This window comes from Pseudomonas sp. NPDC088322, assembly GCF_044740745.1.
GTDB classification, from domain to species: domain Bacteria; phylum Pseudomonadota; class Gammaproteobacteria; order Pseudomonadales; family Pseudomonadaceae; genus Aquipseudomonas; species Aquipseudomonas shirazensis.
Map to the genome: position 1 here is coordinate 413,828 of NZ_JBIURK010000004.1, position 13,949 is coordinate 427,776.

The window sequence follows — 13,949 nt, forward strand, 5'->3', positions numbered from 1 at the left end:
TGGGTAATGTCGGAGTTGCGCCGCTAATGGCCAATAGCTATAAATAGTCAGGGTTGAAAAATTCGCAGGACGCTGACGTGACGAGATCGCTCTATGTCGAAGGTGCGTGCGAATGTGTTTGGCCTGCTCTATCAGGCATTACCGGCCTGGGCGTTGGCGCTGCTGGCGGTAATCAGCGGCGCTTTGTTCACGGCGGCGCTGACGACCGCCGCGTACAGCTTCTCCAAACAGCAACTGCGCCAGCGCTTCGAGCTGCTGGCCGCAGACCGCTACAGCCGTATTGCCGAACGCCTGGCAGACCAGCAACAGCGCCTGGATAGCCTGCGGCGCTTTTTCAGTTATTCCGATAACGTCACCGCAGGCGAATTTCAGGGTTACGTCAAACCGCTGTTGCAGCGCACTTTGGCCTACGCCTGGGCGCCCGCCGTTGCCACCGCCAGGTGGGGGGCGAGTGCCGAACTGGCTGTCCACAATGCGTCCCCTGATGCTGGCGGCCAGGCGCAGGTACAGCCCTTAGCATTACGCGGCCACGCCTACCCCATACGCTTTGTGCAAACTTCCAATCTGGCTGGGCTGCCTTCTGGCCTGGAGCTGTTCAACCTGAGACGCGTGCAAAGCACTTTGGTGCGCGCGACTACCCCAGGCAGCATGGCGGTGTCCGCGCCATGGCAGTTGCCAGAGCAGCCTGCGGCGGTAGTGCTGATGATGCTTGCTCCAGTCTTCGCCAATGTTGCAGGCGACGGTGTACCCAGTGGTTATGTGATTGTCCTGCTCGACTTGCAGCGCTTGGTCAGCGAGGGTGTGTCAGCTGCAACGGACGACGACCTGGTGGTGCGCATCAGCGATGGCAGCGGGCAAAACCTGCTGTACCAGTCGCTCAACCCGGCAGCGCCGCTGGCAATGGCCAGTGCCCGTCAACTGCAGCTGGCTGGTTATCCCTATCAGATGCTGATTCGTCCCAGCCAAAGCTTCGTGCACGCCAATCGTTCATCGTTGGTGCCGGCGGTCGCGCTACTTGGGGCGCTGCTGAGCGTGCTGCTCGGCGCTTTGCTGTACAGCGTGCTCAGCCAGCGCCAGCGCGCATTGAAGCTGGTCGAGCAGCGCACGGCCGAATTGCGCATCAGTGAGCAGTCCCTCAGGGGCACCCATAACCAACTGCGCAGCGTGCTCGATGCGGCAACTCAGGTGGCGATTATCGCCACTGACCTCAAGGGCCGGATCATCACCTTCAATGCTGGCGCCGAGCGCATGCTGGGTTATGCCGCCAGCGAAGTGGTCGGCCGGCTTGATCTGCCCGCGCTGATTCAGGCCGACGAGTTGCACCAGCGCGCCCAGGCCCTGAGCCAGCAGCACGGCCGCGACATCAGCTGCGCTCAGGCAATCTTTGCCGATGCGGCGCAGGCCGCGGACAACCAGCCTGGCGAATGGACCCTGCAACGTAGCGATGGCAGCCAGCTGCTGGCGACCATGCTGGTCAGCCCGGTGCTCGATGAGCACGGCCGTTGGGTCGGCTACCTGGCAATCTGCATTGATGTCACTGAACGGCGCCGCGTGCATGAGGCACTGGCGGTGCGTGATCGGCTGCTGGAGAAGCTCAGTGCTGAAGTGCCTGGAGGCATCTATCAGTACCGTCTGGATGCGTCTGGACATACATGTTTCCCCTACGCCAGTCAGGGCTTGTTCGACATCTACGAGATCGACCTGCATCAGCTGCGTGAGGATGCGGCGCCGATTACCGAGCGGATTCATCCTGATGACCTGGAGCGGGTGCTGCGCTCGATCCGTTACTCGGCAGAGCACCTTGCCCCGTGGCGCGAAGAGTATCGGGTGATTCTGCCGCGGGCCGGTTTGCGCTGGGTGCGCGGTGAGGCCACGCCTGAACTGGGCGAGGCGGGATGCACCTTGTGGCATGGCTATCTGACCGATGTTTCCGAGCCCAAGCGGGTCGAGCACGAGCTGCGGGCGCTATCGATTACCGACGTGTTGACCGGTATTCACAACCGCCGCTACTTCCAGGAGCGGCTGAAGATCGAGCTTGATCGCGCAGCGCGTGATGGCCTGGAGCTGGCGGTGATCATGCTCGATGTCGATCACTTCAAGCGCATCAACGATGAGCATGGGCATGCGGTAGGTGACGATGTCCTGCGCAGCCTGTGCCAGCACATCAGCCATCGTCTGCGCCGTACGGACGTGTTCTGCCGGCTCGGCGGCGAGGAGTTCATGGTGCTGTGCCCAGGTAGCGATATCGCGCAGGCGCGCACCCTGGCGCTGGAGCTGTGGCAGGGGGTACGCAGTCTGGTGATCAACGGGGTCGGCAAGGTCACGGCAAGCTTCGGCGTGGCTGCCTGGCACCCTGGGGAGGGCGCCGATGCGCTGCTGCTGCGCGCCGATGCCGGGGTGTACGCGGCCAAGCAGGGTGGCCGCGACCGAGTTGAAGTAGTGCAGCCTTAAGTCGGCCTGATCTGCCTGCCGAGCAGCGCCGCGGCGGCTGGCACGCGCTGCTCAGACTGCTTGGTTCAGAGCCCCGATGCGGCGGTGCCAGTGTTCAGTTTCGGCTGGCGATACAGCTCAAGCAGCACCTGATCAAGCACTTGTGACGCACCCCATGGCTTGGGATCATTCAGGATCGCCGCCACTGCCCAGGTGTGGCCGTTGCTGTCGCGGCTGAAGCCGGCGATTGCGCGCACGGTATTCAAAGTGCCGGTCTTGATATGCGCCTGGCCGGTCATGGCAGTGCGTTTAAGGCGCTTGCGCATGGTCCCGTCCATGCCCACCAGCGGCATCGAACTGATGAATTCAGCAGCGTACGGGCTGTTCCAGGCCGCCTGCAGCAGGGTGGCCATTTCACGTGTGCTGACACGTTCAGCGCGGGACAGGCCAGAGCCGTTCTCCATCACCAGGTGCGGTGAGGTGATACCTTTTTTCGCCATCCACTGACGCACGACCCGTTGTGCGGCGCGCGCGTCATCGCCGTCGGCATCGGTACGGAACTGCGCGCCCAGGCTCAGGAACAGCTGCTGAGCCATGGTGTTGTTGCTGTATTTGTTGATGTCGCGGATCACCTCGACCAGGTCGGGAGAGAATGCCCGCGCCAGTACTCGGGCGCTTTTCGGCACGTTCTCGATGCGATCGCCACCCTGGATGGTGCCGCCCAGTTCGTTCCAGATTGCGCGAACGGCACCTGCCGCGTAGGCGGGGTGGTCGAGCAGGGCCAGATAGGTCTGCGAGTTGCAGCCTTCGCCCAATTGGCCGCTGACCACTACGGTGACACCGTCTGGTCTGACCTGCGGGTTATAGCGGACCTCACCGGCGCACTGCTTGGAGGCGACCGCCTTGACCTGATTGTCGATGCGGATGCTGGCAATCGGCGGTTCGACTGCAATCATGACCTTGCCGCCGTCATTGCGAGCAACGAAACGCAGCGCCTTGAGGTTGACCAGCAACGAGTCTGGCTTGACCAGAAACGGCTTGTTGGTGTCGCCGCCGTCATCGTCGAAGTGGGGCAGGTTGGGCTGCACGAAGTGGCTGCGGTCCAGCACCAGGTCACCGGTGACGGTGCGCACGCCGTTGGCGCGCAGGTCACGCATCAGCAGCCAGAGCTTTTCCATGTTCAGTTTGGGATCGCCGCCACCCTTGAGGTACAGGTTGCCGTTGAGCACGCCATTGCTCAGGGTGCCATCGGTGTAGAACTCGGTTTTCCATTGAAAGGTCGGGCCAAGCAGCTCGAGGGCGGCGTAGGTGGTAACCAGTTTCATGGTTGAGGCCGGGTTGACCGACACATCGGCGTTGAACACCGTTGCCGTACCGGGGCCATCGAGGGGCAGCATGACCAGCGACAGGGCGTTGTCCTGCAATTTGTTGGTCTTGAGAGCCTGTTGCACCTTGGGCGGCAAGGTGGTGTTGACGGCGGCCTGAGTGGGCATGGCCAGAGGCAGCATCAGGCCGGCGAGCAGCAGTGGGCGGAGCGCTTTGATCATAAGTACGAAAACCCTGCGGGCGAGGGGGAAATAACGGGGCTGTAAAAGATGGTGGCCCCAGATCGAAATATAGCGGGCATTATGCCCCAAGCGCGTCCTGTATGTGCCGGGTTCGACACAAAAGCGCCGCTGCGCCCCGGAAACTGGTAAAGTGCCGCCCGTAATTACTTAAGAGGATTGTTTCATGGCTACCAACCGTTCCCGCCGTCTGCGCAAAAAACTCTGCGTAGATGAATTCCAGGAGCTGGGCTTCGAACTGAACCTTGGTTTCAAGGAAGACCTGTCTGAAGAAGCCATCGATGCCTTCCTCGACGCCTTCCTGGTAGAAGCCATGGACGCCAACGGCCTGGACTACGTCGGCGGCGATGACTTCGGTCTGGTCTGCCTGGCCGAGCGTGGCTCGGTCAGCGAAGAGCAGCGTGCTGCTGTCGAAGCGTGGCTCAAGGGCCGTAACGAGCTGACCGAAGTCAAAGTCAGCCCGCTGCTCGACGCCTGGTATCCGGAAAAGCCGATCAACTCGGCTTCCTGATCCAGCCTGGCGGGCGCTGTCGGCGCGCCGCCATGCCAAAGCCCTGAACGCTCAGCCCAGCTGACGGCTCAGGGCTTTTTCAATTCTGCGCATGTGCCTGGCCAAGGCCTGCCGCTTCAGCTTCAGCTCGTTCAGCGTCAGTTCGCCACTGGCGAGCAGCTCGCACACCTCCATCATTGCCTGAGCATCCAGCATCCGTGCGGCGCTGAGGATTTTGTGTGCCTGCTCGACAATGGCCAGGGCTTGCTGCTCTGGATCAAGGCTCATCAGCACTGTGCAGTCATCCTTCAGGCTCTGCTGCAACAGCTGCAGAAAACGCTGTTGATCTGCCGGGTCGTCGCCAGCAACCCTCCTCACACTGGCGACGTCGAACGCCGCTCGGCGGGGCTGTAGCGCCGCGGATTCGGGTAATGGAGTGACGTTGGCGAGGTGCTCACTCAGCGTACGCAGGCTTATCGGCTTGAGCAGGCAGTCGTTCATGCCCGCATCCTGGCAGCGCTGGCGAACTTCGGGTTGGGCATTGGCGGTGTAGCCAAAAATGACGCAGGGTGGCCGGTTGCTGGCGCGCTCTTCAGCGCGGATGGCTCGCGTCACCTGATAGCCGTTCATGTGGGGCATGTTGCAGTCGAGCAGCAGCACATCGAACGTATCGCTGTGCCAACATTGCAAGGCTTCATTGCCATCCCGGGCACTGGTGTGGCGCAGCCCCATGAAATTCAACTGCTGCGCCATCAGCATCAAGTTGGCGGGGTGGTCGTCGATGACCAGTACGCGCAAGTTGGGATTGAGCGCGTCGACCTGGCGTATCGCCGCCTCGGCTGCCACCGGTGCACCGGCTGGGCAGACCGGCATGCTCAGGCGGACCTGGGTGCCTACCCCCTGCAAACTGCGCAGGGTCAGTGTGCCACCCATCATTTCGCACAGGGTGCGGCTGATGGTCAGGCCCAACCCGGTGCCGCAGCGTGCGCCGTCGCTCTGGGTGTTGGCCTGCACGAAGGGACTGAACAGCCCTTGTATTTCGTGCTCGGGAATGCCGATGCCGCTGTCGCGCACCTCAAGTTCCAGTTGGGTGGTTGGCGCAGAAGCTGACCGGTGCAGCTGTGCGTGTACGCGGACCTGGCCAATGTCGGTGAACTTGATCGCATTGCTGAGCAGATTGCTCAGTACCTGCTTGAAACGCAGTGGGTCGAGCAGTACGTGACGTTGTGCGCTCGGCTCGATCTGGACTTCCAGTGCCAGGCCCTTTTCACGTGCCTGGCCTTCAAATACCCGCGCTACGGATTTGATCAAAGCAGCCAGCTCGACCGGTTCTGGCGCCAGGCTCATGTGCCCGGATTCAATCCGCACGATATCCAGGATATCTCCGATCAGGCCCAGCAGGTCGGTAGCGGAATGGTAGGCGACTTCCAGTGCCGGTTTGTCCACGCGGCCTTGATCGGCGTGCCTGACGGCGAGTTCGAGCATGCCGATGACTGCGTTCATCGGCGTGCGAATTTCATGGCTGATGGTTGCCAGAAAGGTGCTCTTGGCACGGTTGGCATCATCGGCCTGCTGTTTTGCCAGGCGCAGCTCCTGCACCAGCTGGCGGCGCTCGCTGATATCGATCCAGCCGCCAATGATGCCCTGCACTTCACCCAACGAGTCACGATAGGGCAGGACCCAGTGGTACACCGTCAGTTCGCGATCTTTCAGGCGGAGCTGGCGATCAAGGATCAACGGCTCGCCGGCGGCCATGACCTGCTGATAGTCGGCTTCGATCTGATGCGTACAGGCATGCTGGCTGCCCAGGCTCTCTTCCAGGCGTTTGCCAATGACGTCTTGCGCACAGGCGTCCATCGCCTTCAGGTAACTGTCGTTGCAGCTTTGCAACTTGCCATCACGACCCCGCACAAACAGCGGATGAGGAGTGCCATTGAGCATCACCTGCATGAATTCGAGTTGGTCGTTGAGGGCTCGTTCGACGCGTTGGCGATGGCGAATCTGGCGGCGCAGATGCGCGTTCCAGACCAGCGCCAGCAGCAGTAAAGAGCAGATCCCCACTGCAATCTGCAGAGCCAGATGCCGCAGGTTCCGCCAATAGGCATCGTCTTGCGCATTGAGGCCGCTCCAGCGGTTGTATATCACGCCGAATTCTTCTGGAGAGATACTCAACAAGGCCTTGTCGAGGATAGCTGCCAGCGGCTGCGCATTGCTGGCATTCGCCATCGCGAAGCTGGCGGGCTCGATGCCCACCGTATTGCGAATCACCAGATCCGGGTCGCTGGCCAGCGCATGATTGGCATCGATCAGCGTGCTGACAGCGCCGTCGACGGCACTGCTGCTGAGCAGCGCCAGGGAGTAGTACGGGCTTTCGGTCTGGATAGCCATGACATCCGGGTACTGCTGGGCAAGCAGTTGCGCTGCTGCGCTGCCACGTGTGACGGCAACCCGCTTGCCGTTGAGTTGCTCGAATGAGCTGGCCGTTTCGTTGTGTCGGGTGACCAGCACCAGCGAGCTTTCCAGATACGGCCGAGTCACCAGCAGTTGCGGGTTGTGCTGCTCTTGCATCGGCAGTGCTGCAATGACATCGGCGCGACCATCGGCAATCCGCGCGAGCATGTCGTCAACACTTCCCGCACGCTGAATCTCGAAATGCAGACCTGTGCGCAGCCGGAGCATTTCCAGCAGGTCGGCGGTAATGCCGCGGAACTGACCGGCCGCGTCGAAGTAGGACACCGGGGCCGCCGTTTCGTCGATGACTACCCGCAACAATGGACGCTGCCTTAGCCACTGTTCTTCTGCTGGGCTTAGCTGCAGCTTGCGCTCGCTCAGCAGAATGTCGCTACCGGCGCTCCAGCGTTTGAGAATGTTGCTTTGCACCACCACTGGCTGAGCTTGCAGCGCGAGGTTGATCAACCCTCTGAGCATCGATGCGTCGCGGCGCATGGCGAAGCTGAAGCCAATGGCCTCATGTTGGCCAAAATTGGCCATACGCAGGCGCGGCAGGTGGCCCTGATTGAGTTGAAAGTAGGTGGAAATGGTATCGCCGATGAAGACGTCGGCCTGCCCAAATGCAACCGCATTGAGTGCCTGGGTCGACGAGCCGAACGTCAGCAGTGAAGCGTTGGGGTAGGTCTCGCGTACCACCTTGGGCGGCAGGTAGTGATACAGCATGCTCAGGCGCATGCCATTGAGGCCGTTGTTCAGCGGGCGCGCCTCGTCCTCGCGAGTCACCAGCACGGGTTGGTCGACCGCATACGGGACCGACAGCCCCAGCCCTTGCGCAGCGGCTTCGAAACCGTTAGCGCTGCCCAACAGGTCAATCCGCCCTTGCTTGAGCGCCTCGACGGCATCCAGGCGATTATCGAAACGCAATACTTTCACCGGCAGCCCGAGCGCGCTGCTGATCACCGCAGCGTACTCGGCGGTAATGCCCTGGTAGTCACGGCCACCGCTGGTGATATCGAACGGGGCGTAATCGGGGAAAGAGGTGCCTAGCGTCAGTTGTTGCTTTGTCTCAAGCCAATTGCGCTGCTCGGCGCTGAGCTGTGGGCGGCTTGGTTGTGCTGACGTACGTTTGAGCAAGGTCAGTGTCGTAGGCTCCTGCTCCGCCGCCACCGACAAGCCGGTGGCGGCCAGGAAAAGGCACAAACAGGTCAAGTAATGCCCCACTCGCAGCATCACACCAGCGCGTTCCGTTTGGCCACGTCAATCAGGTCGACCAAAGTACTTACCCGTAGTTTTTGCATCAGGCGTTTTTTGTAGGTGCTCACTGTCTTGTTACTGAGAAACATGCCTGAAGCGATTTCCTTGTTGCTTCGACCCTGGGCAAAAAGTTGCAGCACCATCAGTTCTCGATCATTGACCTGTCGGAATAGACCTAATTCCGATCTGCTGCTTTCTGTCTCACCCTGCAGGACTTGGCTGGGGAAATAGTTGTAGCCAGCAAGTACTGCCTTGATTGCACTGATGAGTTCGCTCAAGTCTTCCTGCTTGCAGACATAGCCCGATGCGCCCGAATGCATGCAGCGAATGGCGAACAGCGCGGGTGACTGGGCAGTTAGTACCAGCACCTTCATGGGCAGGGCCATGCTCTGGAAACGCGCCAGCACTTCGAGCCCATCCAGTCGCGGGATAGCGATGTCAAGGATGACCAGGTTGGGGCGTGCCTCGCGAATCAGCTGCATCGCGTCGACGCCGTTGTCAGACTCGCCGACGATCTTGTAACCCTGGTTTTCCAGTAGCATGCGTACGGCCAAGCGAATAACCGGATGGTCGTCGACAATAAATACGGATTGCATAGTTAACATTCCATTGGGACAGATGGCGTGAACAGAGCGCACCTTAACCCAGATGGGCGGCAGGAAGCAGGCAACAAGCGTTTGTCAGTCGTATATGGGAAATGGACTACAGTAAGAGACTACATAGCCGATGATTCTTGAGACGAGATGTTTATATGTAGCAAGAAATTAGTAACGTGGTGTGAGTGGCTGTTAGTTGGGGTTGGTTAATCGATAGGCGTGAGATTGGTTCATCTATCTACACTGCTAACCTTCGCATAGCCGGGGCCGCACAGCGGCCCCAATACTGGCTGAGATCTGCCTAAGTTTGCCGTATTCAGGTCGGGCTGGAACGCCCAGTCATCTCACAAGCCATCTCGCTGGCATAGCTGTCGGTCATGCCGGCGATGAAATCAATCATCCGCAGGAAGGCGTTGTGCAACGTGTCATCAGGGCTTGGCGCATGGTTGCCAATCAGGTCGAGCACTCGCCGGCTTTTGAACGACGGGGTGCGCCCGCCGTGTTGTTCCAGAGCCGCGCCACAAAAAGCGTTGAGCAAGATTTCCAGCGTGGTGTAGGCGCCAATCTCGTGCAGCGTCTTGCGCTTGTCCTGGAAAATCTTCTTGCGCGCCATGTCCTTGGCCTGCAGTACACAGCGCTTGGCAGGGCCGTGCATGTGCTCGACCAGGTCGCCCGCTAACTGACCGCTGAGCAACGCCCGTTGCTGCTCGACGAACGCTTCGGCTGCCGCATTGGTCAGGTGTTCGATAGCCTTGCCGCGCAAGATCGCCAGCTTGCGTCGGCGCGAGTCGTTGGCGCCGAGCTGGCGGTAGGTCTCGGGCAGGTCGTCACCGACCAGGTCCAGCAGCAGCGCTTCGACTTCGGCATATTGCAGCAGCTCCATCTCGACCCCGTCTTCAAGGTCGATCAAGGCGTAGCAGATATCGTCGGCAGCCTCCATCAGGTACACCAGCGGATGGCGTGCCCAGCGTTGCTCCTCGAGCTGCGGCAGGCCCAGCTTGCGTGCGATCTGCTCGAGCAACGGCAGCTCGCTCTGATAGCTGCCGAACTTGTGCTTCTTGTAGCCCAGCGCATCGGCGTGACGCGAGCTCCACGGGTATTTAAGGTAGGTGCCGAGGGTGGCGTAGGTCAGCCTGGTACCGCCATCGAACTGGTGATACTCCAACTGTGTGAGCACCCGAAAGCCCTGCGCATTGCCTTCGAAATTGAGAAAGTCAGCGCGTTGCTCGTCGCTCATGCCGTCCAGCCAGCCGCGACCTGCCGCCTGCTGAAACCAGGAGCGGATCGCGTCTTCGCCAGAGTGGCCGAACGGCGGATTACCGATGTCGTGGGCCAGGCAGGCCGACTGCACGATCATGCCCAGGTCGCTTGGCTCGCACCAGGCCGGCAGCTCGTCGCGCAAGGTCTCGCCCACACGCATGCCGAGTGAGCGGCCGACGCAGCTCACTTCCAGCGAATGGGTCAGGCGGGTATGAATATGGTCGTTGCTCGACACCGGGTGGACTTGAGTCTTGCGTCCAAGCCGGCGAAACGCACCGGAAAAGATGATCCGGTCGTGGTCCTTGTGGAAGGGACTGCGCCCTAGTTCCTCAGGGCTGTACAGGGCCTTGCCCAGGCGCTCACGGGTCAGCAGGGTATCCCAGTCCAATGCTCGCTCTCCGATCGGATAATCGCCATAGCTTCAGGGTAGCGCTGCGCCTGCGCAAGGGGCAGGCGCAGCCGCTGCTAGCGGCGTCGACCGTTGTGCAGGAACAGTCTGGCCAAGGGCAGCAACGTGCCGCCCAGGCGCAGCAAGCGCGTAAGGCCACCACCGCGGGCACCCTTGCCAGTCAGAAAGCCCATCAAAACCACGCCGGCAATGCCCCATAACGGCGCATGCTTGATCCCCAGCCCTTGCTGCACAGAGCTACCTATGCCGCGCAGGCGACGGACTGGCTCGAGCAGTTGCGCCGATTCCTGGCGGATTTCCTGGCGGTGCATTTCGAGGCGCAGACGCAACAGCGCCTTGCGCAGCTCGCGCGGATTACGCGTATTGGGAAGTTCAGGCAGGCTCATGGCAACAGTCGCTCCCGATCCTTGGCAAGCTCCTCAAGTGTGGAGCTGAACGGTGAAGACTCATCGAATACCGCAGCTTTCAGGCGAACAGCGCAGTACAGCGTGGCGAGGCAGTAGAACACGCACAGACCGATGATCCCGGCCAGGCGATAACTGTCCCAGACCAGTACCAGCAGCAGACCAGACAATGCCGACAGCAACAGCAGGGCAAATACCAATGCCATGCCTGCGAACAGCAGCAGCTTCAAGGTACGGCCTTTCTGCTCCTGCAGCTCGATGCCGAACAGCTCGATGTGGCTGTGCAGCAGGCCAAGCACGGCAGCGCCGAGGCGCTTGCCGGTTGCGCTAGTGGAGGCGTCATTTTCCATGAAGTTACCTCAGCGGCGATTGGCCAGCAGCCCGATCAGCAGGCCGACACCTGCAGCAATGCCGATAGCCTGCCAAGGGTTTTCTTGGACATAGGCTTCGGCTTGAACAACCGCCTCCTGACCGCGGGCGCGCACCGATTCCTGAGTCACCTGCAGGTTGGCACGAGCCTCTTCGAGGCGCGCATGGATCTGTTCGCGCAATTCGTCAGCCTGATCACCCGCCAGATTGGCCGTGTCCGCCAGCAGCCGCTCGGTGTCGCGTACTAGCGCCTGAAAGTCAGCCATCAATATCTCTTGAGCATTCTTTGCCGATTTGCTGGCCATTGGGTCTCTCCCTGTTTAGGTATGTGGATAATTCGAGTGATGGCTGTTGTGAAGGTTCACTGCAGTTGCTGGTATGGCGTTTGCTAAGTGTTTGTTAAGTATTGGGGCGTGCCTGCAGCGGCTGCGACGATTTCGCGCATCACGTCTGCACATACCGATAAACCTTAACCCAATCCACGACAAACCCAAGAAAAAACCACGCACGTTCCGCCAGGCCTCACCAGAACAGGGCAGCGGGGCGGGCACCGATTCGGTGCAGGGATGCCGGTTCTTGAACTGTCATGGTGCCTTTTTCAGCAGGTCTGCCAATTTCATGGAAAACACCAACAGCGCAATGGACTCTCTGGTCCACGGTTCCAACACGCTTTTCTTACTGATGGGCGCCATTCTGGTGCTGGCGATGCATGCCGGTTTTGCCTTTCTGGAAGTTGGTACGGTTCGCCACAAGAATCAGGTCAACGCACTGTCGAAGATCCTCAGCGACTTTGCCATTTCGGCGCTGGTGTACTTTTTCGTCGGTTACTGGGTTGCTTATGGGGTGACCTTCCTGCAGCCGGCAGCGACGCTGGCCAGCGATCATGGCTACGCCTTGGTGAAGTGCTTTTTCCTGATCACCTTCGCAGCGGCCATTCCCGCGATCATCTCCGGCGGCATCGCCGAACGTGCCCGCTTCGCCCCGCAGTTATGCGCGACAGCACTGATTGTGGCGTTCGTCTACCCGTTCTATGAAGGCATTGTGTGGAACGGTAATTTTGGCTTGCAGGACTGGCTGCAACAGCGCTTCGGTGCGCCGTTTCACGACTTCGCTGGCTCGGTGGTAGTGCATGCCATGGGCGGCTGGCTGGCCCTGGCAGCGGTGTTGCTGCTTGGCGCACGGCGTGGGCGTTATCGTGACGGGCGACTGATCGCCTTTGCTCCCTCGAGCATTCCGTTTCTCGCGTTGGGCTCTTGGATCCTGATCATCGGCTGGTTCGGCTTCAACGTCATGAGCGCGCAGAGCCTGCAAGGGATCAGTGGCCTGGTGGCGATCAATTCGCTGATGGCAATGGTGGGCGGCACCCTGGCAGCGCTGCTGGCCGGGCGCAATGACCCAGGCTTTCTGCACAACGGTCCGTTGGCTGGGCTGGTGGCGGTCTGTGCCGGCTCCGACCTGATGCATCCACTTGGCGCGCTGCTCACCGGCGTAGTGGCGGGTGGGCTGTTCGTCTGGTGTTTCACCGCTGCGCAGAACCGCTGGAAAATCGACGATGTTCTCGGCGTCTGGCCACTGCATGGCGTTTGCGGTGTGTGGGGCGGCATCGCCTGCGGGATCTTTGCCCAACCGAGCCTGGCTGGCTTGGGCGGGGTGAGCATGATCAGTCAACTGATCGGCAGCCTCGGTGGTGTACTCGTGGCATTGACCGGTGGCCTGGTCGTGTATGGCTTGCTCAAGGCTACGCTGGGCTTGCGTCTGAGCCATGAGCAGGAGTTTCAGGGGGCAGACCTGTCGCTGCATCGAATCGGTGCCACCAGCCAGGATTGACGCGTGCGGGCTGGACTTTACAATAAGTCCACCTCTCCATTGTGCGCAGGCCCGCCATGCTTCCGGAATGCCAACTGCTGGGCACCCTTGGGTGCCACCTGTGCGAAGTCGCCGAAGCCGTGCTGATGCCATTCGTCGAGCGCGGCCTGCTGGTGGAGTTGGTCGATATCAGCGAGCAGCAGGCCTTGTTCGAGCGCTATGGATTGATCATCCCGGTGCTCCGTCGGTGCGATTCAGGCGATGAGTTGCATTGGCCGTTCGATAGCGAACAGGTGGTGGCTTTCCTCCGGTAATGATCGCACCAGCGGCGGCGCGTCCCTCGTGTGCAAATCTGTGGGGTGACAGATGATCGGCCCTGGCCCGCCATGAGCGAGCCTTGCCATCAGCCACGCAGAGGTCCGTGATGTTCATCACCCCCCACTTCACGCTAGCCGAAATGACCGCTTCCAGCACAGCAGCGCTTGCAGGTCTGGATAACACGCCGCCACCCGCGGCGTTGACGAACCTGGGCCTGTTATGCGGCGTACTCGAGCAGGTGCGTAGTCTGCTCCAGGTGCCACTGACGATTACCAGCGGCTTTCGTAGCCAGGCGCTCAACCAGAAGGTCGGCGGCACAGCGCAAAGCGCTCATGTACTGGGGCTGGCGGCTGACTTCACGGCTTTGAACATTCCCGCACGCCAAGTTGCAATACGGATTCGCGACAGTGACGTCATATTCGATCAGTTGATTCTCGAGTTCGACAGCTGGGTCCACCTGGCTGTCTCGATCGAGCATCCACGCCGTCAGATACTGACTATTCAACGAGGCGGCGGCTACCTACCGGGCGTCGTCTGACAACGCCTGCCATTTGACGAAAGCCGGAACAACTTCGTATGCTGTATATAAATACAGTA

At 60.6% G+C, this 13,949-nt stretch carries 12 protein-coding genes; 5 read left to right on the plus strand and 7 right to left on the minus strand.

Annotated elements, in window-relative coordinates:
- The first annotated feature begins 93 nt into the window (after window positions 1-93).
- The gene (locus tag ACIOAU_RS12670; RefSeq protein ID WP_401182298.1) at window positions 94-2,451 is read left to right on the plus strand and encodes a diguanylate cyclase; all 2,358 of its coding nucleotides are present in this window, start codon (window positions 94-96) and stop codon (window positions 2,449-2,451) included.
- A 65-nt stretch (window positions 2,452-2,516) separates the two neighbouring features.
- Here the strand turns inward: ACIOAU_RS12670 and dacB are convergent, their stop codons facing one another.
- Window positions 2,517-3,977 carry a D-alanyl-D-alanine carboxypeptidase/D-alanyl-D-alanine-endopeptidase gene (gene dacB, locus ACIOAU_RS12675; protein ID WP_101321299.1) on the minus strand — a complete coding sequence of 487 codons (1,461 nt, stop codon included), beginning with the start codon at window positions 3,975-3,977 and terminating at the stop codon, window positions 2,517-2,519.
- A 184-nt stretch (window positions 3,978-4,161) separates the two neighbouring features.
- Between dacB and ACIOAU_RS12680 the strand changes: the two genes are divergently transcribed.
- Window positions 4,162-4,506, plus strand: coding sequence for a YggL family protein (locus ACIOAU_RS12680; RefSeq protein ID WP_101321297.1), 345 nt, complete (start codon window positions 4,162-4,164; stop codon window positions 4,504-4,506).
- Between the two features lie 51 nt (window positions 4,507-4,557).
- On the opposite strand, the gene ACIOAU_RS12685 is transcribed toward ACIOAU_RS12680, so the two are convergent.
- The 6 genes from ACIOAU_RS12685 to ACIOAU_RS12710 all read right to left on the minus strand — a co-directional run bounded on the left by ACIOAU_RS12685 (window position 4,558) and on the right by ACIOAU_RS12710 (window position 11,533).
- Complete coding sequence (locus ACIOAU_RS12685; protein ID WP_401182551.1) at window positions 4,558-8,166, minus strand: response regulator; 3,609 nt, start codon at window positions 8,164-8,166, stop codon at window positions 4,558-4,560.
- Entirely contained in the window at window positions 8,166-8,786 is a 621-nt protein-coding gene (locus ACIOAU_RS12690; RefSeq protein WP_101321292.1) for a response regulator transcription factor, read from the minus strand. Before ACIOAU_RS12690 ends, ACIOAU_RS12685 begins: the two co-directional genes overlap by 1 nt.
- 316 nt (window positions 8,787-9,102) lie before the next feature.
- Window positions 9,103-10,434 (minus strand): deoxyguanosinetriphosphate triphosphohydrolase, encoded by a 1,332-nt coding sequence (locus ACIOAU_RS12695; protein ID WP_101321290.1) that lies wholly within the window; start codon window positions 10,432-10,434, stop codon window positions 9,103-9,105.
- Between the two features lie 77 nt (window positions 10,435-10,511).
- Window positions 10,512-10,841 (minus strand): hypothetical protein, encoded by a 330-nt coding sequence (locus tag ACIOAU_RS12700; RefSeq protein WP_101321288.1) that lies wholly within the window; start codon window positions 10,839-10,841, stop codon window positions 10,512-10,514.
- Window positions 10,838-11,209, minus strand: coding sequence for a phage holin family protein (locus ACIOAU_RS12705; protein WP_188036435.1), 372 nt, complete (start codon window positions 11,207-11,209; stop codon window positions 10,838-10,840). The genes ACIOAU_RS12700 and ACIOAU_RS12705 overlap by 4 nt, the downstream gene beginning before the upstream one ends.
- A gap of 9 nt (window positions 11,210-11,218) precedes the next feature.
- On the minus strand, window positions 11,219-11,533 hold the full coding sequence (locus ACIOAU_RS12710) for a YqjD family protein (protein ID WP_101321284.1): 315 nt from the start codon (window positions 11,531-11,533) through the stop codon (window positions 11,219-11,221).
- Between the two features lie 313 nt (window positions 11,534-11,846).
- Here ACIOAU_RS12710 and ACIOAU_RS12715 point away from each other — a divergent pair, with 313 nt between their 5' ends.
- The 3 genes from ACIOAU_RS12715 to ACIOAU_RS12725 all read left to right on the plus strand — a co-directional run bounded on the left by ACIOAU_RS12715 (window position 11,847) and on the right by ACIOAU_RS12725 (window position 13,890).
- Window positions 11,847-13,055, plus strand: a complete 1,209-nt coding sequence (locus ACIOAU_RS12715) for an ammonium transporter (RefSeq protein WP_401182305.1) — start codon at window positions 11,847-11,849, stop codon at window positions 13,053-13,055.
- A gap of 56 nt (window positions 13,056-13,111) precedes the next feature.
- Entirely contained in the window at window positions 13,112-13,348 is a 237-nt protein-coding gene (locus ACIOAU_RS12720) for a glutaredoxin family protein (protein WP_101321279.1), read from the plus strand.
- A 110-nt stretch (window positions 13,349-13,458) separates the two neighbouring features.
- Complete coding sequence (locus tag ACIOAU_RS12725) at window positions 13,459-13,890, plus strand: D-Ala-D-Ala carboxypeptidase family metallohydrolase (protein ID WP_150573147.1); 432 nt, start codon at window positions 13,459-13,461, stop codon at window positions 13,888-13,890.
- The last annotated feature ends 59 nt before the right edge of the window (window positions 13,891-13,949 follow it).